The following is an 18,469-nucleotide window of genomic DNA, read 5'->3' on the forward strand; positions in this document are numbered from 1 at the left end:
GCCGCGTACGAGCAGCCCGTGCGCGGCGATAGTCTTCTCCGGTGACCGATTACTCCTCCGATCTCGCTCTCGCCCTCACTCTCGCCGACGAGGCGGACGCCATCACACGCCGACGGTTTCTCGCCATGGACCTGTCGGTCGATTCCAAGCCGGATCTCACCCCGGTGTCCGACGCGGATCTGGCTGTCGAGACGGCAATCCGCAACTCGCTGGGTGCGCAGCGCCCCACCGACGCATTGCTGGGCGAGGAGTTCGGCGGTACTGCAACCTTCAGCGGACGCCAGTGGGTGGTGGATCCCATCGACGGCACCAAGAACTTCGTCCGCGGCGTGCCCGTCTGGGCGACCCTCATCGCGTTGCTCGACGACGGCGTACCGCGAGTCGGAGTCGTCAGCGCGCCTGCCCTGAACCGACGCTGGTGGGCCGCGAGCGATCTCGGAGCATGGACGGCGTCCGACGGCGGCACCCCGCGCCCGATCGAGGTCTCGAAGGTCGCTTCGTTGGCGTCGTCGAGTCTGAGCTTCTCCAGCCTGTCCGGCTGGGCCGACCTCGGCACCCGAGATCGGTTCCTCGATCTGACCGACGCCGTGTGGCGGGTACGCGGCTACGGCGACTTCTTCTCGTACTGCCTCGTGGCCGAGGGGGCAGTCGACATCGCCGCCGAACCCGAGGTCTCGCTGTGGGACCTGGCGGCCCTCGATGTCCTGGTGCGCGAGGCAGGCGGCGAGTTCACCGCGCTCGACGGCACCGCGGGCCCACACGGTGGCAGTGCCGTGGCCACCAACGGCCTACTGCAGCACGCGGTCCTCGAGCACCTGTCCCCTCGGGCCTGACATTCGCCTAGAGAACTGCAGCCACAACCAGCGCGATCAGCGGTGTGATGCCCTGGACGAACGCAGCTCGAAAATACTTCGCGCCACCGGTCGCGAGCACAAGTGCCGCGCCGACGATGCTCGCGCACGCGAAGTACACGATGGCGTCGCCCGCGGAGCCGCCCACGACGAGGCCGACCACGATGCCGATGGCCAGGAACAGGTTGTAGAAGCCCTGGTTGAAGGCCATCGGTTTGACGACGTCGGCGTCGTGCTGACTGGCGACGCCGAAACGCGACCATACTGCGGGCCTGGACCAGGCCACGCTCTCCATGACGAAGATGACGACGTGGAGGGCCGCGGCGAGGCCTGCGAAAACCTGGGCGATCGGATGCACCGGATCAGCGTGCCACATCCAGCCCGGCCTGGCGCGATGCACTCGGCAACCACTCGGCTCGGCGCGTGAACTTACTCGATAGTAGACAGCTATCTTACTCGGGAGTAAGATCTGTGGAGTCCGTGACCGACGCCGAGGAACTGGTGATCATGAGCAAGCAAGACAGTGTGGTCGACGCGAAGGCCCCCAAGGTGCCCCGCGATACTTCTGCGGTTGGCCTCAACCCGTTCAAGAGGGATGCGATCGGAACCGCGATGCGCGTTCTGACCGCCATCACCGGATCCGAACTGGCGGAGAAGTACAACCTTCGTCAGACGATCGACCGGGTGACGTACGAGAGCACCAAGACCGGGTTCAAGACGCTCGGCGCGGCAAATCGCACGTTCGCCAAGGTCACCGGTGGCGGTAAGCCCAAGCGTCTCGACGACGGTGCCGCCAAGAACCTGAGCTACTTCGACCTGACGCCCGACGACGAGCAGCGCATGATCGTCGAGACGGTCAAGGAGTTCGCCGAGGAAATCCTCCGGCCTGCCGCATTCGATGCGGACCACAACGCGTCGTCGCCCGAGGACCTCGTGCGTCGCTCCGCCGAACTCGGCATCACCCTCATCAACGTTCCCGAGGAGCTCGACGGCGCTGCCACCGAGCGCGGGGCCGTCACCAACTCGCTCGTCGCCGAGGCGCTGGCGCACGGCGACATGGGCTTGGCCCTGCCCATCCTTGCCCCCTCCGGCGTAGCCGTCGCGCTGACCCAATGGGGAACGGATGCACAGCAGAAGACCTACCTGCCCGCGTTCGTGGGCGAGAAGGTTCCGAACGCTGCGGTGGTCGTCAACGAGCCCCGCGCGCTCTTCGATCCGTATGCGTTGCAGACCAAGGCCGTTCGCTCCCCCAGCGGTTACAAGCTCAACGGCGTCAAGAGCCTCGTGCCTGCTGCAGGCAGCTCCGAGCTGTTCGTCATCGCCGCAGAACTCGAAGGCCGCCCGGCATTCTTCATCGTCGAGTCCGACTCGAAGGGTCTCGTCGTCGAGGCCGATCCGAGCATGGGACTGCGCGCTGCCGGTCTCGGTCGCCTGATCCTGACCGACGTCGCAGTACCCGAGTCGGCATTGCTCGGTGACGGTGACGCGGACCAGCGGGCCGCCGAGTACAGCGCCGCCATCGGTCTCGCACGACTGGGCTGGGCGTCGCTGGCCGTCGGTACGAGCCAGGCCGTGCTGGACTACGTCGTCCCCTACGTGAACGAGCGTGTGGCCTTCGGCGAGCCGATCAGCAACCGCCAGGCCGTGGCCTTCATGGTCGCCAACATCGCCATCGAGCTCGACGGCATGCGGTTGGTGACGCTGCGCGGCGCTTCGCGGGCCGAGCAGGGACTGTCGTTCGCCCGCGAATCGGCGCTCGCGCGTCGACTCGCCTCCGAGAAGGGCATGCAGATCGGTTCCGATGGCGTTCAGTTGCTCGGCGGTCACGGCTTCACCAAGGAGCACCCGGTGGAACGGTGGTACCGCGATCTGCGATCCGTCGGCGTCGCCGAAGGCATCGTTCTCATCTAGCCGTCCGCCCCCGAATTCCATGGCACTCACCCAAGGACACACACCATGATCAATCTTGAACTTCCCAAGAAGCTTCGGGCGCAGGCGAATCAGGCTCACCAGGTCGCTGCCGAGATCTTCCGCCCGATTTCCCGCAAGTACGACCTCGCCGAGCACGAGTACCCGGTCGAGCTCGACACCATGGCGTCGATGGTCGAAGGCATGTCCGACGCCGGTGGCGAAATCGGCGGAGCCGCCGGTGGCCGCGAGAAGGACAGCGAGTCGGCCAAGCCCAGCAAGACCGCGAACGCCAACGGCGGCAACATGTCTGCCCTGGTGAACGTGATCGAGACCTGCTGGGGCGACGTCGGCCTGACGCTGTCGATCCCCTACCAAGGCCTGGGCAACTCGGCCATCGCAGCCGTGTCCACCGACGAGCAGCTCGAGCGCTTCGGCAAGGTGTGGGCCTCGATGGCCATCACCGAGCCCAGCTTCGGCTCGGACTCCGCAGCGGTGACCACCACCGCCGTCCTCGACGGTGACGAGTGGGTACTCAACGGCGAGAAGATCTACGTCACCGCCGGTGAGCGTTCCACCCACATCGTCGTATGGGCGACGGTCGACAAGTCGCTCGGCCGCGCGGCCATCAAGTCGTTCGTCGTTCCGCGTGACGCACCGGGCCTGTCGGTTGCACGTCTCGAGCACAAGTTGGGCATCAAGGCGTCCGACACCGCTGCGCTGCTGCTCGAGGATTGCCGCATCCCGAAGGACAATTTGCTCGGCACCGCCGAGGTGAACGTCGAAAAGGGCTTCGCAGGCGTCATGCAGACCTTCGACAACACCCGCCCCCTGGTGGCCGGTATGGCCATCGGTGTGGCGCGGGCGGCGCTCGAAGAGCTGCGATCGATCCTGGTCGATGCCGGAGTCGACATCTCATACGACACACCCGCCTACAACCAGCACGCGGCGGCCGCAGAGTTCCTCCGCCTCGAAGCGGACTGGGAAGCAGCGCATCTGCTCGCACTGCGGGCAGCGTGGATGGCCGACAACAAGGAGCCCAACTCGCTGCAGGCGTCGATGTCGAAGGCCAAGGCGGGCCGCTCGGCAGTCGACATCACCCTCAAGGCAGTGGAACTCGCCGGTACCTACGGCTACTCCGAGCGCCCGCTGCTCGAGAAGTGGAGCCGCGACTCCAAGATTCTCGACATCTTCGAGGGAACTCAGCAGATCCAGCAGCTGATCGTTGCTCGTCGAGTACTCGGGAAGTCGTCCGCAGAACTGAAGTGATACCTGGCTCGTCGTCGAGCCGAGATGTAGCCGCGAAACGGCATCGGACCCCGCGTCCGATGCCGTTTTTCGTGCGTCGGAAAGAAAAATTCCGGGACGGTGTCGATATCGTGGTCTGCCGGACGTCGTCATCGTGAACGGCGACTCGCGCCGCGACAACGAGGTACCGAACCCAGGAGCGCACCATGAAGTACATCCTCTTGATCAACGCCGACACCACGCCCGGAGCAGCACCGGGCTGCAGCAGTGTCGAGGACTGGATGACCTACGAGAAAGAGATGAAGGAAGCCGGCGTCTTCGTCTCCGGGTACGCCATGGCCGATCTGACGACCGCCACGGCGGTGCGCGTCGATCCGCGCACCGAGGAACGGACCGTCACCGACGGCCCGTACGCCGAGTCGCACGAGGTTCTCGGCGGCTACGACGTGATCGACGTCCCCGACCTGGACACGGCACTCGAGTGGGCGGCCCGATGCCCGGGCTCCAAGGACGGCGGCGCGGTGATCGTGCGGCCCCTTGCAGAATTCTGACCCGCGCAGTTCCGCCATGCAGGATTCCTCGGTGAACGAGTCGGGGGTTCATCGAGCGCTCGAATCGGTCTTCCGAGCCGAGCGCTCGATTCTGCTCGCCTCGTTGGTACAGCGGTACCGCGACCTCGACCTCGCCGAGGAAGTGACCTCGGACGCCATCGAGTCGGCCCTGAAACACTGGCCGGTCGATGGCGTCCCGTCACGGCCGGGGGCGTGGCTACTCACCACTGCCCGCCGGAAGGCGGTCGATCGGCTGCGCCGCGATCAGAGCCTGGCCGCCAAGGTCGGAGTGTTGCAGGCGGATACGGATCGCAGCGAACCGAGCAGCCCGAATTCGCTCGACGATGCTCTGCCCGACGACCGGCTGCAGTTGTTCTTCACGTGTGCACACCCGGCGCTTGCGGCCGGTGACCGACTCGCGTTGACGCTTCGATGCCTGGCCGGTCTCGGTACCGGCGAGGTGGCCCGTGCGCTGCTCATCCCTCCGGCCACGGCGGCGCAGCGAATTGTGCGGGCCAAGAACAAGATTCGGGCCGCACGGATTCCGTTTCGCCTCCCGGGCCCGGACGAGCTGGCAGGCAGGGTGCCGATGGTGCTCGAGGTGGTCTATTCGATCTTCACCGAGGGCTATTCGGCGACCTCGGGTGAGAGTGTCGGGCGAGTCGATCTCGTCTCCGAAGCCATCGGTATGGGACGACTTCTCCACACCGCACTGCCGACCGAGCCCGAGGTGGCAGGCCTGCTGGCGTTGATGCTGCTCATCGACGCCAGACGCGACGCTCGCACCGACTCGGATGGTGACATCGTGCTGTTGGCAGATCAGGACCGTGGACTCTGGAACGCCGAGATCATCGCCGAAGGGACGGAACTCGTGGTCGAGGCCCTCAGCGGCGGCCGGGGCGGTCCGTACGCCGTGCAGGCGGCCATCGCTGCGCTGCATGCAGAATCACCCGACACCGACAACACGGACTGGCCCCAGATCGTTGCGCTGTACGACGTGCTCATGACACGGACACCGAATGCGATCGTCGCGATGAACAGGGCTGTCGCACTGGCGATGCGCGACGGTCCCGAGCCCGGTCTGCGCGAGCTCGACCGGCTTGCCGACGAGGCGTCGTTGCGCCGATATCATCCGTATCCCATGGCGAGAGCCGATCTGCTGCAACGACTCGACAGGTTCGAGGAGGCGGCGGTGCAGTATCGCCGTGCGTTGGATTTCGCCCGAACCGCACCGGAGAAACGCCTGCTCCGACGTCGGCTCACGGAAGTGAGCACCTGCCGCGGTCAGGCCGACAGAACCGCGCCCACCTGATCTGCCGTCAACGCACGGTCCGCGTACACCACGCGAATTGCGTCGACATCCGGATTGCCGACGTCGGGTCCGCGGGTGATCAACTCCAGGCCTGCGCGTTCGGCCACCCGCGCCGACGCGACATTGTGTTCGAGCAGGTATGCCACGATCGGCAGTTCGGGCTCGGTTCGGTGCGCGCACTCGACTGCGATCTCACACATCTCCGCGGCATACCCGTTGCCCTGCGCGTCGGGATGGAGGCGATAGCCGAGATTCCAGAAGGCGTTGCGGCGCTTCGAATATCCGCCGTAGCCACTGAGCGTGTGGCTGCCGCGCTCACGAATCACGAGGTGGACAATCCATCCCGCCGCCACTGCTCCGACCAGCCCTGCACCATTCGTTCGGTCACGCCGGGATCGGTGTGCCGCAGGCTCGGAAAGTGGGTCCACGACTGCGGGTCGCTGCAGATCGCGTACAACTCATCGAGATCGGCGACGGCCGGCTCGTCGAGGTCGAGACGCGAGGTTCGTATTCGCACACGCCGGATCCTACGGGGAGGAAATCTGGTAGACCGGTGGTACGGAATCGAGTGAAGGGTGTGACCGTCATGGCCGAGTGGGTCAAGAAGATCGAAGAGAACGCGAAGGGCTTCATCGCGGAGGCGGAGCAGGAATTGACGGCGCTCGAGGGCGTGGACACGGTCGACCTCACCGCCGACGCCTCCGAGGACGGCGAGGATTCCGACACGGTCACCAGTGACGATGCCCGCGAGCAGGTTTCGGACTGAACCGACGGTACCCAGTCGTCACGGCCGGACCACGACGACACACGATCGGTCGGTGGACGTCGATCGGAATCATCTGTCGCACACCAGGTTTCGCCTCGGCGACTACGCACCCGACGCGGGATGTCCACCGTCGCGGCACTGTCCGAAATGCTCGAACACACCGACCGGTAGCCGGGATCAGTCGAACACGGACCAACAGATGCTGTTTCTTCTCTTCTGGTCTTCCAACACCAGCCGGCGCACGCTGTTCGGAAGCCGGTCACGCTGCCACTCGAGCTCTTTCCTGCCTGCACTCGTCTCTCGGCCTGCAGGTGCAGCCGCCCGCGCTGCCTTGATGGCGTAGGCGGCTGCTCCGAGGTCGTGTTCGGGTACGTGAGCCACGCAGGCTGCCTGGCCCGCGGCGTACGCGGCGAAGCGAGAGCAACCGACGAGCGGCCGTGCTGCTCCCATGGCGTGGCCACCGAGGGCGCGGGTGGCCATCATCGCGAGTTCGCCGCGCACCCACGCACGGGTGGCCTCGATCGCCTCGCGTGGTCGCGGGTCGACGGGTCGGACCGTCTCGAACAAGTGGAGGACGTGTTCCGCACACTCGGCCGCCCAGAGCGCGAGGCTCCGATGGTCGTCTTCGGACAGAAGTCCGCCGCGCTGCACGGTGATGAGGCGAGGGTCTCGGACGGCGGGAAGAATCACACGAGTCGTCCTTTCGACGGTATCGCGTTCGCCCTCGGGCCGAACGGGCCGTTTCTGCACATACGAGAATACGAAAAAGACCCAGGACATAGGTCCTGGGTCTTCGTCAGTGGTAGCGGGGACAGGATTTGAACCTGCGACCTCTGGGTTATGAGCCCAGCGAGCTACCGAGCTGCTCCACCCCGCGTTGCAACTACGAAGTTACTACCGTGCGTACGGCCAATGCAAATCACGTGACTTCCGAGCGCTGTCACCCGCTCGACGAAGTGCACCGCGGCAGGTTGTGGCTCGCGCTTATCACGGTTCAGGCGGCTCGAAATAGTGCTCCGCGTCTCTTTTCGTGCGTGTTTCGAGTCACATAACGGTCGGGTTACGAAGTAGAAACATTAGCGCCACGACCGGGCCTGAGCTGGCGAAATACCCCTTGGAGTCCCAGTATGTGGACATCTGCTGTCCCATTCCTGCTCAGTGACGGTGAGCAGATCCTCGACTACCTTCACGGGCGGCCCTAAACCGCTGGGCCTGCACCACCCCGCCGCTTCCTTCGCTCTGCCCCGCGGGTGTGGTCCCCAATACGTACGGGGGCAGAGCCGCGACGATACGAAGTGCCTGGTCACGAACGCCGTACATCCCGGCGAGGTGATTGCAGGCCAGTCGCGCCAGTCGAGCGCGGAGAGGATTCACCCCGCATGACCACACAGAACAATTTCGGCAAGCGCGCTCTCGGATTGGTCGCCATCGCAGGTGCCGCCGTAGCGATCCCCCTCGGCGTTTCAGCCGGAACCGCCAACGCAGCCTCGAACAACTGGGACGCAGTCGCACAGTGCGAGAGCGGTGGCAACTGGAGCATCAACACCGGAAACGGCTACTACGGTGGCCTGCAGTTCTCGCAGAGCACCTGGACGGCCAACGGCGGAACCGGATCGCCGGCCAACGCATCCAAGGCCGAGCAGATCCGCGTCGCGGAGAACACCCTGCAGAGTCAGGGACCGGGCGCATGGCCCGTGTGCGGTCAGCAGCTGACCAAGGGTGCCTCCACTCCCGAGCCCGAGGCAGCTCCCGCACCGGCTCCGCAGCCAGCTCCCGCACCGGCACCGGCACCGGTCGTGGCCCCCGAGGCCGCAGCAGCCACGCAGGCTGCACAGGGCGTGTTCGACGCGGCGTCCAAGCTCGCCGACCAGTACGGCCTGAGCACTCAGTTCCAGCACCTCGTTGCAGCGAACGCCCCGGTGCTCGCGCCCATCGGACGCTGATCACCCAACAGTTCGTCGAACTGCCTCTCACGTTGCCTCGTATCTCACGCGCGAGCAGGTGACGAACGACGGAAGGGCCGCCTCACCATTCGGTGAGGCGGCCCTTTCGCTCGTATCGACCGGTTCGGGTCAGCAGACCTGACCCGACCCGATCAGTTGCCGGCCCGGTTGTACGTGTCGACCGCGGTCTGCAGGTTCTCGAGCGCAGTGCCGAGTTCCGCCAGATTTCCGCTCTGCTGCGCAGAGCGCACAGCGGAGAGTGCAGCGTTCAAACCGGAAACGGCAGCATCCCTCGTTGCCGAACCGCCGGTGGCGGGGGCAGGAGTTGCCGCAGGCGTGCCACCGTCGGACGGCGCGGTTTCGGGAACAGCGCCGGGCTGCGTATTTCCGTCGGTCTCACCGGGTGCGGTGACCGTGCGTCCGGCACCCGCTCCGAACACCTGCTCGATGGCCTCGGGCAGTGTCGCGGCATACCCGACGCGGCCCTCGTACGAGACGAGTACTCGAATCAACTGCGGATAAGCGGACGCCTCGTTGGTTCGAGAGGCGTACACCGGCTCCACGTAGATCAATCCACCGTTGCCGACCGGAAGTGTCAGCAGGTTGCCGAACTCCACGGTGTTCTCACGGCGCACGATGCCGAGACTCTCGGATACGTCCGTCGTGGTCGTCATCTGGTTCTGCACCTGATTGGGACCCTGCGTCGACGTATCGGTCGGCAATCGCAACACGGTGATCTTGCCGTAGTTCTCCGGGTCCGAATCCGCACTGACGTACGCGCCCAGCACCTCTCGGCGATATCCGACCAGCGCACTGGTCAGCTGGAACGACGCCTGATTCTCCTCGTTGGAGATGTCGGATGCGACGACGTAGTACGGAGGCTGCTTGGCCGCGGTGTTCTCTGCGGTCGGATCGGTCGGAACTTCCCAGAACGCGTTGTTGGTGAAGAACTCTCGCGGATCGTTGACGTGGTACTTGGTCAGCAGTTCACGCTGAACCTTGAACAGATCTTCCGGGTAACGGAAGTGATCACGAAGCTCGTCGGACACCTGGTCCTTGGGGATGACGGTTCCCGGGAACACGCCTTCCCATGCCTTGAGCACGGGATCGTTCTCGTCCTGCTCGTAGAGCTTGACGGTGCCGTCGTAGGCATCGACGGTGGCCTTCACCGAGTTTCGGATGTACGACACCTCTCGGCTCGGCAGCGCACGTGTCGTCGTCGACTCGATGCTGTCGGCCGTGGCGTCCTCGAGCGACATCCGCTGGGCGTACGGGAAGTTGTCCAGCGTGGTGTACCCGTCGATGATCCAGACGAGCTTGCCCTCGACGATCGCCGGGTAGGTCGATCCGTCGGTGGTCAACCACGGTGCGACCTTCTGAACGCGGTCACGGGGGTCACGGTTGAACAGAATCTTCGACTCGTCGCCGATCACGCTGGAGAACAGGATGTTGCGCTCGGCGTACTTGCTGGCGAAGACGAGCCGGTTGAAGAAGTTGCCGACGTCGACACCTGCTGCACCGGTGTAGGTGTAGCTCTTGCTGTCGGTGTCGTACTCGCGAGGCTCGCCGGTGGAACCGACGATCGAGTAGTCCGCGTCGGAGTTCGCGATGACCGGGCCGAAGTAGATGCGCGGCTGGTCCAGGTCGCCGGGCCCGTCCTTTCGGATGGTGCCCTCGGAGTCGTTCTCGATCCAGTTGACCTGGTAGTTCGGGTAACCGCCGCGCCCGCCGCTGGATTCGTCGGCGACGGCCTCGTCGACGGAGTTGGCCGGCGCTGCGACGAAACCGTTGCCGTGCGTGAACACGGTGTGGCGGTTGATCCAGTCTCGCTGGTTCGCGTCGAGGGTCTGCGGTGAGATCTCACGAGCAGCAACGACGTAGTCCCGCAGGTTGCCGTCGGCATCGGGATACCGGTCGACGGCCAGAGTGTCGGGGAATCCGTAGAAGTTACGGATCTGACGCTGCTGGGTGAACGTGGGCGCGAGGATGTTCGGGTCGAGCAGACGGATGTTGGACATCGTGGCCGACTCCGACGCCACCTCGCCGGGGCTCAACGCCGCCTCACCGGAGTAGTTCCGATAGGTGACCACGTCGTCGGTCAGTCCGTACGCGGCTCTGGTGGCCGCGATGTTCCGCTCGATGTACGTGCTCTCCTTGTCCGCCGCGTTCGGGCGCACCGAGAACTGCTCCATCACCATCGGCCAGACGGCACCGATCAGGATCGACGAGAGCACCAGCAGCGCAGTGGCCAACGCCGGAATTCGAAGATCACGCAGGAAGATCGCTGCGAAGAACGCGATGGCACAGATCACGGCGATCGCGAGCAGGATCAGTTTGGCCGGCAACACCGCATTGATGTCGGTGAAGCTGGCACCGGTGAACGTCGGTTCTTTCCGACTGCTCGACAGCAGGGTGTAGCGGTCGAACCAGTACGCCACGGCCTTGAGCAGAACGAAGCTGCCCGCCAGGACAGCGAGCTGGATCCGCGCTGCGCGAGTGAGGGCTCCCTCACGTCCGGCGAGCCGGATTCCGCCGAATACGTACTGCGTCACCAAGTTCGCGAAGAACGCGACCAGGACGGCGACGAAGAGCCAGTTGAGGATGAATCGGTAGAACGGCAGATCGAACGAGTAGAACCCGACGTCGAGATTGAACTGTGGATCGGTCATCCCGAAGTCCCCGCCGTGCAGGAACAGCTGGACCGTCACCCAGTTGGTCTGGGCGATCATGCCGGAGAGGAAACCGAACACCACCGGAATTCCGATGCCGAACAGGCGCAGACGGCTCATCACCGTGGTGCGGTACCGCGCGATCGGATCGTTGGGACCGGCGACCGGAACGAACACCGGCCGATTGCGGTACGCCAACAGCAGTGCCGCGAAGACGATGAGTCCGACGACCAGGGAAACGACGAGGAAGATCACCAACCGCGTCAGCAGAGTGGTGGTGTACACGCCACGGAAGTCGACTTCGCCGAACCACAGCCAATTTGTGTACACGTCGATCAGACGGGGACCGATGAGTAGCAAACCTGCTGCCACCAAGGCCAATACGAGCAAGATCCGGCTTCGCCGCGACAAGGACGGCATACCGGTGGGGGGCCTCATGCCCACGTGCCACACTCCAACTTCGGGCGGCGCCGATCGGCACCGCAGATGACTTCGGCGATGCACTCAGTGTGCACCGCATGTCCGTTTCGCCCTACTGTACGTACGTTGATCCTACGGCTGCGACAACCGTACTGCGGCCACTGCCGAACCCAGGTCAGGAGCGTCGCGTCGAACAGAACCATCGGAATGCGAGGATAGTGCGGTGAGCAACGACAGCAACGGACTGCCCGGCAGAGACGATTTCGGAAGCGAGTTCGACCCGGAGTCGGGTGGGCAGGACGTGGCGGAGGCTCTGGCTCGATGTGCCCGCGAGGTGGCGGATTTCGTCGACGCGGGCGGATGGCACCAGGCCCCGCAGATGTTCGCGTTGGTGCCGACCGCAGCGCTCGCCGCGGCCGAGCCCGGCCTGCTCGACGATCTCGCCGACGGTGCCGCACTGACGCCGATCCAGCAGCACTCGCTGCCCGAGGACATCACCGGCGGCTCCCCCGCCCTGGACGAGTTCCTCGCCACCTCCACGTGGCCCGAGGGTGTGGTCGGATGTGCCCTGGTTCAGGAGATTGTCGTGCTTCCACCGACTGCCGAATCGACCCTCGACGATGCCTTGATGCCGTTGCTCGCAGATCCCGATGCAGCCGACGAAGCCGCACGCTCGGCCGCCGAGAACCATCCCGAGAAACGGGATGCTCGGTTGATCGTCGCGGTGCTCAAGGACGGCCCGTCCCTGACGTTGCTGCAGTTGCACCCGGACGAGGACGCCGATCCCTTCGCGCCCATCGACCTTCGCATCGCCGAGGATCTGGCCCCCAACGTCGTGCACGGCCTCTACGCAACGTTCGACGTCGTCGACGACGACTAGCGGCAGGGCCCGGTCAGCTGCAGGACGGCGCGTCGCCGCCGGAGCCGATCGCCTGCAGAGCGTCGACAGCACTGTCCAACGATTCGACGCGCACCAGACGCAGTCCGTCGGGAACGTTCTGTTGGGCTTCACCACAGTTGGCGTCCGGCACCAGAAATGTGGTGGCACCCGCTTCGCGAGCCGCGATCAGCTTGTAGGGAATGCCGCCGATCGGCCCGACGGTACCGTCGGCGTCGATCGTTCCGGTGCCCGCGACGAACTCACCGTTGCTCAGCTCACCGGGACTGAGCTTGTCGACCACGGCGAGGCTGAACATCAGTCCGGCCGACGGACCGCCGACGTCGGCGAGGTTGAACTTCACGTCGAACGGCACGTCCGGCTGCTCCTCGGGCGTGACTCCGAGGTATCCGAGGGCTGCATCGTCGGGCCGAGCACCGAGCACCACTGCGCTGGTCTGCGTCGACCCGTCTCGCACGTACTCGATGTCGAGAGAATCGCCCGGCGCTCTGGAACTGACGGCCTCACGAACGGCCGATGCAGTCGCGACGGGCGTGCCGCCGACCGACACCAGCGTGTCCCCCACATTCAGCACGCCTGCAGCGGGGCCGTCCTCGGCCACACTGGCCACCGCCAGTGACACGGGGAGATCGAGATGGTGCAGAGCAGCCAGTTCGGCGCTGGATTCGGACTGCTCGAAATCCGCCTGATTGCCTTCCTGCACTTCTTCTTTCGTCATGTCCGGCGGATAGACCTCTTCACGCGGGACCAGGCCTTGGCGTCCGCTCGCCCAGAAGCCGAGAGCCTCGAACAGATTGAGCTGATCACGCACGGCCACGGTCGTCATGTTCAAGTGACCCGCCGTCGGGTCGACCTCGGTTCCGTCGATCTGCACCACGGGCACCCCGTCGACGTCGCCGAGAGTGTTGTACGTCGGTCCGGGGCCGAGTGCGGCGAAGGGAACGGTGACGACCGAGCCGGTGACGCCCAGCACCACCACGGGCACCAGCGCAGCGACGAGAGTGGCGATCCTTCGGTTCACTCCGTAGACACTAGATCCGAACGAAGTGCACGGTGCAGACCGCCCCTACCGAGTGCGTCGGTGCCGGCTTCGCACGGGTCCGACTGTTCGCCGTCAGCGTGACGATCCACCACTCTCTCCGTTCTCCGGGCTTGTACCGTTGAGTCATGAGCAATTTTGGTTTCGGTGCCCCCGACGACGACCCGGACAAGAAGAAGGATCCGGACGGCTCCGGCAACCCTGCCGGCTTCGGGTTCGGTGCGGAGGGCTTCGACCCCGCACAGCTGGGCCAGATGCTCACCCAGTTCGGCCAGATGCTCAGCGGAATGGGAGCTGCGGGCGGAACCGGTTCGGGGCCGGTGAACTACGACCTGGCCAAGCAGCTGGCACGCCAGCAGATGGGCGATTTCAGCCCGGTGTCGGCGGGCGAACGGGAGGCCGTTACCGACGCCGCGCACCTCGCCGAGCTGTGGCTGGACGGGGCGACGACGCTGCCTGCCGGTGCCACGAAGACCGTTGCCTGGACACCGGTCGACTGGCTCGACAACACGATCGACACCTGGAAGCGCCTGTGCGACCCCGTCGCCGAGCAGATTTCGGGGATGTGGACATCCGGACTGCCCGCCGAGGCCCAGCAGATGGCCGGGCCGATGATGGGCATGCTGACGCAGATGGGCGGGATGGCGTTCGGCTCGCAGCTCGGCCAAGCTCTCGGCCAGCTGTCCAAAGAGGTGCTGACGTCCACCGACATCGGCCTGCCCCTCGGACCGTCGGGGACGGCGGCGTTGTTGCCGTCGGCCATCGCGTCGTTCAGTGAGGGGCTCGAGCAGCCCGACCGTGAGGTGTTGGTGTTCCTCGCCGCTCGTGAAGCCGCCCATCAGCGGCTCTACAGCCACGTCCCGTGGTTGCGGCAGCGGGTTCTGGCCACCGTCGAGGAGTACGCCCGCGGCATCAGGATGGACTTCTCGGCCATCGAGGAGGCCGCCGCAGGACTCGACCCGTCCGCGCTGACCGATCCGTCGAAGATCGAGGCGATCCTGCAGCAGGGTGCCTTCGAGCCCCAGACGACGCCGGAGCAGAAGCACGCACTCGAGCGTCTGGAGACACTGCTCGCCCTGGTCGAAGGATGGGTCGAAACGGTGGTGGCGGCCGCTCTCGGCGACCGTCTGCCCGGTGCCGTCGCGCTCGGCGAAACCATCCGTCGCCGCCGGGCGTCGGGGGGCCCGGCCGAACAGACCTTCGCGACGCTGGTCGGCCTCGAACTGCGCCCCCGCAAGGTCCGCGAAGCAGCCGATCTGTGGCGTCAGCTCCTCGCCGCCGCCGACATCGAGGGGCGTGACGGCGTGTGGGCACACCCCGATCTGCTGCCCGACTCGTCGGATCTCGACAATCCCGCGGCGTTCATCGACCGAGTGGTCGGCGGTGGAACATCGAACTTCGACGACCCGATCGCCCAGCTCGAAGCAATGGAGGCCAAGGAGGCCGAAGAGCGCGCCGAGCGCGCTGCGGAGAACGACGACAAGGGCACCGACGACGGTCCCGACAGAGGTTCATCCACAACCTGACCCGGGCGGTGTCGCACCGCTTCGATCCAGCTCGTCGAACGCCTGCTCGGAGGCCCTTCCACCCTGTGGATAACGCGCTCCGAGTGGGCGTTCTTCGCGGTCTGGGCTGCCAGAGTGTGTTTCATGATCACACCGACAGTTCGACTCGATCCTGCGGTGGCAATTCTGCCGCGGCGAGACGGCACAGTTCAGTTGGGTTGGAATCCCGAGACCAGCGTCGTCGTCACTCCACCTCCCGGCACCGAGCCGGGCTCGATACTCGACATTCTCCGACTCCTCGCCGCAGGCCACTCCAGACCGCACATCGTCTGTCACGCAATGACATTGGGAATGTCCGCCAATCGGACATCGGCGATGCTCGGCGAACTGGAGGATTCCGGGTTGCTGGTGCACGGCACGAGCGAACCGGTGGTGTCGGACGCCTCACCGGGTGCCTCGCAGGCCGGATCGGGGGCGGTGAAGACCGTCCACCTGGTGGGGCGAGGCCCGATCTCCGACGCGTTGGCCTCCGGTCTGAGTCGTACCGGAGTGACGGTGAGCCGGACGAGTCTGACTCCGACGCGCTACCCGCACTCGGTGGTGAAGTCCTGGAACTACGACGTCGTGGTGTTGGCCGACGATCTGGTTGCCGAACCGCGATTGGTGACCGATCTGGTGCGCCTGCGCACCCCACATCTGCAGGTGCGGCTACGAGACGGCAAGGGGATAGTCGGTCCTTTCGTGGTGCCCGGTCGGACCAGTTGCCTGCGGTGTGCCGATCTGACGCGCTGCGACTTCGAGCCCGAGTGGCCACATCTGTCCGCTCAACTGCTCGGCACGGTCGGCCAAGCCAGCAGCGCGACGGTGTTGGCCACGGCAGCGTTCGCGTTCGCTCAGTTGGAGAACCTCATCGGCCGTTCCGACGCCGCGCTCCCCGAGACCGCCGACTGCACCATGGAGCTGGACTTCGCGGCAGCCGGAACCACCGTGCACAAACGGCTGTGGTCCAAGCATCCGCACTGCGATTGCTGGCACTGACGAAACGCACCGAAAGCGAGTTCACCTCGACCGACAGCGGTCGGTGCGGGGCGGTCCGAGCAATTGTCGGAAGGTTCAGCCATGATGGAGCTGTGTCTGACATACCGCGCCGTGGATCGACTCGTACTGCAAAACTGGCCAGCATTCCCCTCGGAATGGCCGGTCGTGCTGCCGTCGGGTTCGGCAAGAAGCTCGCCGGCGGCAATCGCGACGAAATCGACGCGGACATGGCCGCCAAAGCAGCAGAACAGCTCTTCTCCGTCCTCGGGGAACTCAAGGGCGGTGCCATGAAGCTCGGGCAGATGCTCTCGGTGATGGAAGCGGCCGTTCCGGAGGAGTTCTCGGAGCCGTACCGCGAGGCGCTGACCAAGCTGCAGGCGCAGGGACCGCCCATGCCCGCGAAGACCGTGCATCGGGTGTTGGACCAACAACTCGGAACTGCGTGGCGGTCACGTTTTCTCGATTTCGACGACACTGCGATCGCCTCGGCCAGCATCGGACAGGTGCACCGAGCTACGTGGTCGGATGGACGCGATGTCGCGGTGAAGATCCAGTACCCCGGCGCGGACGACGCATTGCGCTCCGACCTCAAGACGCTGAACAGGTTCGCAAACCTGTTCAGCACGGTGCTCGCGGGCACGGACGTCAAGCCGGTGCTCGAGGAATTGACCGCTCGCACCGAGGACGAGCTCGACTACCGCATCGAGGCGGCGAATCAACGTGCCTTCAGCAAGGAATTTGCGGGCGATCCACAGTTCGCCATTCCCAAGATCGTCGCCAGTGCACCCAAAGTGGTTGTCAGCGAATGGATGACGGGTCGGCCGCTGGCCGATGTGATCGCGAACGGAACGGCCGAGGAACGCAATCGGGCGGGCGAACTGCTCGCACTGTTCGCATTCGTCTCTCCGGCGCGGGCGAAGTTGTTGCACGCCGATCCCCATCCGGGCAATTTCATGATGCTCGAGGACGGACGCATGGGCGTCATCGATTTCGGTGCCTGCGCTCCGATGCCCGACGGCCTCCCTCCGGTTCTCGGCAGAATGGTCTCGCTCGCGCGTGACGAGAAGTTCGACGAACTCGTGGTGTTGTTCACCGAGAGCGGCTTCGTGGTGCCGGGCCGAACGGTGACGCAGAAGGAGATCGAGGACTATCTACGTCCGTTCACCGATCCGATTCACACCGAATCGTTCCACTTCACCAGGGCCTGGTTGCAGAAGGCTGCTGGCACCGCCGCGGATTTCAACAGTGCGCAGTTCCGCACCGTTCGCGCGTTGAACATGCCTGCCGAGTACGTGATGATCTTCCGAGTGCTCGGTGGGCTGGTCGGTATCTGCGCGCAACTGGACGCCTACGCGCCGTACATGGCCATTCTCACCGAGTGGCTGCCCGGCTTCGCCGACTGATTCGTTCGGCGAAACCGGGCACCGGTCTCGGACATCATGCTGCGTTCTTCCGCGGCCGTCCTCGGGGACGCTTGCGGGCGATGACGACACCCTGCTCGAGTATCTCACCTCCCCATACGCCCCACGGCTCGGCTCGGTCGAGGGCCGCGCTCAGGCAGGTACGCCGGATGGGGCACTCGGCGCACAGCGCCTTCGCCTGCTCGAGTTCGGCAGGGGTGTCGGCGAACCACATGTCGGGGTTCGCCGCTCGGCAGGGCACCGACAGTGCCAGCTCGACCGATTCGGTCGAATACTGTGCAGCGTAGGCACTCTCGGACTCTGGTCGGCATGTCGTCCGGATCGTGGCGGTTGACACGTCGGTCTCCTCTACTTTTCGTGCGGCGTCGTTATCGGTTCGAGGGGTGATGCGAACCCTGTCGGCCTCACGCTCGGATAGAGGAACTACCTGAACGAGAAAGGCCACGGTCCGCGAGTGCGGGTCCGTGGCCTGGTGGGGCTTGTCGAAGCGTCTACCGACAGTGAAGTCGGTGTCTGCTGTCGAGCACGGACGCACGTGGTGCGCGGTGACGTCGGGCTGCCTGAGCAACGGCTTTCGCTCCTGGTGCCAGGGCGACCTGGGCGGAATTCGAACCCGAGGCCGCGTATGCGGACTCGTCGATGGGGCCGAAAGCGGAGGAACGAATCCACGTCTGCGCAACAGAGCCTGCGGCGGCGGCATGAGTGCCGAGGGGGGCAACTCCGAAGGGTGCCGTGCCGAGGACAGGGCTGAACGCGACGGTTGCGTGGGCAACGGCGGCGTGCAATGTGTTGATCATTTTCTTCAGCTCCTGTTCTGGTCTCGTCGGCGGATGGGACAGTGCGCGATCTCCCGCGGCACGTGAAACAGACTAAGCCCCCCGCCGATATCTGCACAAGTTA

19 protein-coding genes and 1 tRNA gene are annotated in these 18,469 nt (G+C 65.3%); 11 read left to right on the forward strand and 9 right to left on the reverse strand.

Features of this window, described 5'->3' with window-relative positions; translation table 11 throughout:
• Window positions 1-41 precede the first annotated feature (41 nt).
• The gene (gene hisN / locus CH249_RS24500; RefSeq protein ID WP_094682889.1) at window positions 42-833 is read left to right on the forward strand and encodes a histidinol-phosphatase; all 792 of its coding nucleotides are present in this window, start codon (window positions 42-44) and stop codon (window positions 831-833) included.
• 7 nt (window positions 834-840) lie between these two features.
• Here the strand turns inward: hisN and CH249_RS24505 are convergent, their stop codons facing one another.
• The gene (locus CH249_RS24505) at window positions 841-1,209 is read right to left on the reverse strand and encodes a DUF1304 domain-containing protein (RefSeq protein WP_032398320.1); all 369 of its coding nucleotides are present in this window, start codon (window positions 1,207-1,209) and stop codon (window positions 841-843) included.
• Between the two features lie 143 nt (window positions 1,210-1,352).
• Here CH249_RS24505 and CH249_RS24510 point away from each other — a divergent pair, with 143 nt between their 5' ends.
• From CH249_RS24510 to CH249_RS24525, 4 genes are all read left to right on the forward strand, one after another.
• Entirely contained in the window at window positions 1,353-2,762 is a 1,410-nt protein-coding gene (locus CH249_RS24510; protein ID WP_094629880.1) for an acyl-CoA dehydrogenase family protein, read from the forward strand.
• A 45-nt stretch (window positions 2,763-2,807) separates the two neighbouring features.
• On the forward strand, window positions 2,808-4,028 hold the full coding sequence (locus CH249_RS24515) for an acyl-CoA dehydrogenase family protein (RefSeq protein WP_094682890.1): 1,221 nt from the start codon (window positions 2,808-2,810) through the stop codon (window positions 4,026-4,028).
• A 185-nt stretch (window positions 4,029-4,213) separates the two neighbouring features.
• Entirely contained in the window at window positions 4,214-4,558 is a 345-nt protein-coding gene (locus CH249_RS24520) for a YciI family protein (protein ID WP_094682891.1), read from the forward strand.
• A gap of 16 nt (window positions 4,559-4,574) precedes the next feature.
• On the forward strand, window positions 4,575-5,870 hold the full coding sequence (locus tag CH249_RS24525) for an RNA polymerase sigma factor (protein ID WP_094656971.1): 1,296 nt from the start codon (window positions 4,575-4,577) through the stop codon (window positions 5,868-5,870).
• On the opposite strand, the gene CH249_RS28245 is transcribed toward CH249_RS24525, so the two are convergent.
• Entirely contained in the window at window positions 5,843-6,196 is a 354-nt protein-coding gene (locus tag CH249_RS28245) for a GNAT family N-acetyltransferase (protein WP_218828410.1), read from the reverse strand. The genes CH249_RS24525 and CH249_RS28245 overlap by 28 nt on opposite strands.
• Complete coding sequence (locus tag CH249_RS28250; protein WP_218828409.1) at window positions 6,193-6,387, reverse strand: GNAT family N-acetyltransferase; 195 nt, start codon at window positions 6,385-6,387, stop codon at window positions 6,193-6,195. The genes CH249_RS28245 and CH249_RS28250 overlap by 4 nt, the downstream gene beginning before the upstream one ends.
• A gap of 51 nt (window positions 6,388-6,438) precedes the next feature.
• Between CH249_RS28250 and CH249_RS24535 the strand changes: the two genes are divergently transcribed.
• Window positions 6,439-6,636 (forward strand): hypothetical protein, encoded by a 198-nt coding sequence (locus tag CH249_RS24535; RefSeq protein ID WP_256988451.1) that lies wholly within the window; start codon window positions 6,439-6,441, stop codon window positions 6,634-6,636.
• Window positions 6,637-6,813: 177 nt separating this feature from the next.
• On the opposite strand, the gene CH249_RS24540 is transcribed toward CH249_RS24535, so the two are convergent.
• Window positions 6,814-7,326: a putative immunity protein gene (locus tag CH249_RS24540; protein WP_094682892.1), complete on the reverse strand. Its 513-nt coding sequence runs from the start codon at window positions 7,324-7,326 to the stop codon at window positions 6,814-6,816.
• Between the two features lie 110 nt (window positions 7,327-7,436).
• Window positions 7,437-7,513, reverse strand: a tRNA-Met gene (locus CH249_RS24545).
• 502 nt (window positions 7,514-8,015) lie between these two features.
• On the opposite strand from CH249_RS24545, the gene CH249_RS24550 reads away from it, so the two are divergent.
• Window positions 8,016-8,579: a transglycosylase family protein gene (locus tag CH249_RS24550; RefSeq protein ID WP_032397693.1), complete on the forward strand. Its 564-nt coding sequence runs from the start codon at window positions 8,016-8,018 to the stop codon at window positions 8,577-8,579.
• Window positions 8,580-8,731: 152 nt separating this feature from the next.
• Here CH249_RS24550 and CH249_RS24555 read toward each other — a convergent pair whose 3' ends face one another.
• A complete protein-coding gene (locus CH249_RS24555; protein ID WP_176459168.1) occupies window positions 8,732-11,692 on the reverse strand; it encodes a UPF0182 family protein in 2,961 nt (986 codons plus the stop codon).
• 277 nt (window positions 11,693-11,969) lie between these two features.
• Here CH249_RS24555 and CH249_RS24560 point away from each other — a divergent pair, with 277 nt between their 5' ends.
• Entirely contained in the window at window positions 11,970-12,548 is a 579-nt protein-coding gene (locus tag CH249_RS24560; protein WP_094648193.1) for a PPA1309 family protein, read from the forward strand.
• A gap of 13 nt (window positions 12,549-12,561) precedes the next feature.
• Here CH249_RS24560 and CH249_RS24565 read toward each other — a convergent pair whose 3' ends face one another.
• Window positions 12,562-13,587: a PDZ domain-containing protein gene (locus tag CH249_RS24565; protein WP_094682893.1), complete on the reverse strand. Its 1,026-nt coding sequence runs from the start codon at window positions 13,585-13,587 to the stop codon at window positions 12,562-12,564.
• Window positions 13,588-13,733: 146 nt separating this feature from the next.
• On the opposite strand from CH249_RS24565, the gene CH249_RS24570 reads away from it, so the two are divergent.
• From CH249_RS24570 to CH249_RS24580, 3 genes are all read left to right on the forward strand, one after another.
• Window positions 13,734-15,131 (forward strand): zinc-dependent metalloprotease, encoded by a 1,398-nt coding sequence (locus CH249_RS24570; protein ID WP_032397691.1) that lies wholly within the window; start codon window positions 13,734-13,736, stop codon window positions 15,129-15,131.
• Between the two features lie 123 nt (window positions 15,132-15,254).
• Entirely contained in the window at window positions 15,255-16,148 is an 894-nt protein-coding gene (locus CH249_RS24575; protein WP_094682959.1) for a hypothetical protein, read from the forward strand.
• A gap of 92 nt (window positions 16,149-16,240) precedes the next feature.
• The gene (locus tag CH249_RS24580) at window positions 16,241-17,551 is read left to right on the forward strand and encodes an AarF/ABC1/UbiB kinase family protein (protein ID WP_032398314.1); all 1,311 of its coding nucleotides are present in this window, start codon (window positions 16,241-16,243) and stop codon (window positions 17,549-17,551) included.
• Between the two features lie 34 nt (window positions 17,552-17,585).
• Here the strand turns inward: CH249_RS24580 and CH249_RS24585 are convergent, their stop codons facing one another.
• Both CH249_RS24585 and CH249_RS27665 read right to left on the reverse strand, forming a co-directional pair.
• Window positions 17,586-17,906 carry a WhiB family transcriptional regulator gene (locus CH249_RS24585; RefSeq protein WP_037189857.1) on the reverse strand — a complete coding sequence of 107 codons (321 nt, stop codon included), beginning with the start codon at window positions 17,904-17,906 and terminating at the stop codon, window positions 17,586-17,588.
• Between the two features lie 154 nt (window positions 17,907-18,060).
• Window positions 18,061-18,366 (reverse strand): hypothetical protein, encoded by a 306-nt coding sequence (locus CH249_RS27665; RefSeq protein ID WP_032397689.1) that lies wholly within the window; start codon window positions 18,364-18,366, stop codon window positions 18,061-18,063.
• Between the last annotated feature and the right edge of the window lie 103 nt (window positions 18,367-18,469).

The sequence above is a fragment of the Rhodococcus sp. 05-2255-3B1 genome (assembly GCF_002258545.1).
In the GTDB taxonomy this organism is placed as follows: Bacteria; Actinomycetota; Actinomycetes; order Mycobacteriales; family Mycobacteriaceae; genus Rhodococcoides.

Coding starts and splice junctions, on each gene's coding strand:
- CH249_RS24550 (WP_032397693.1), top strand. CDS start 8,016: ATGACCACACAGAACAATTTCGGCAAGCGCGCTCTCGGATTGGTCGCC.
- CH249_RS24515 (WP_094682890.1), top strand. CDS start 2,808: ATGATCAATCTTGAACTTCCCAAGAAGCTTCGGGCGCAGGCGAATCAG.
- CH249_RS24570 (WP_032397691.1), top strand. CDS start 13,734: ATGAGCAATTTTGGTTTCGGTGCCCCCGACGACGACCCGGACAAGAAG.
- CH249_RS27665 (WP_032397689.1), bottom strand. CDS start 18,366: ATGATCAACACATTGCACGCCGCCGTTGCCCACGCAACCGTCGCGTTC.
- CH249_RS24575 (WP_094682959.1), top strand. CDS start 15,255: ATGATCACACCGACAGTTCGACTCGATCCTGCGGTGGCAATTCTGCCG.
- CH249_RS24525 (WP_094656971.1), top strand. CDS start 4,575: ATGCAGGATTCCTCGGTGAACGAGTCGGGGGTTCATCGAGCGCTCGAA.
- CH249_RS24520 (WP_094682891.1), top strand. CDS start 4,214: ATGAAGTACATCCTCTTGATCAACGCCGACACCACGCCCGGAGCAGCA.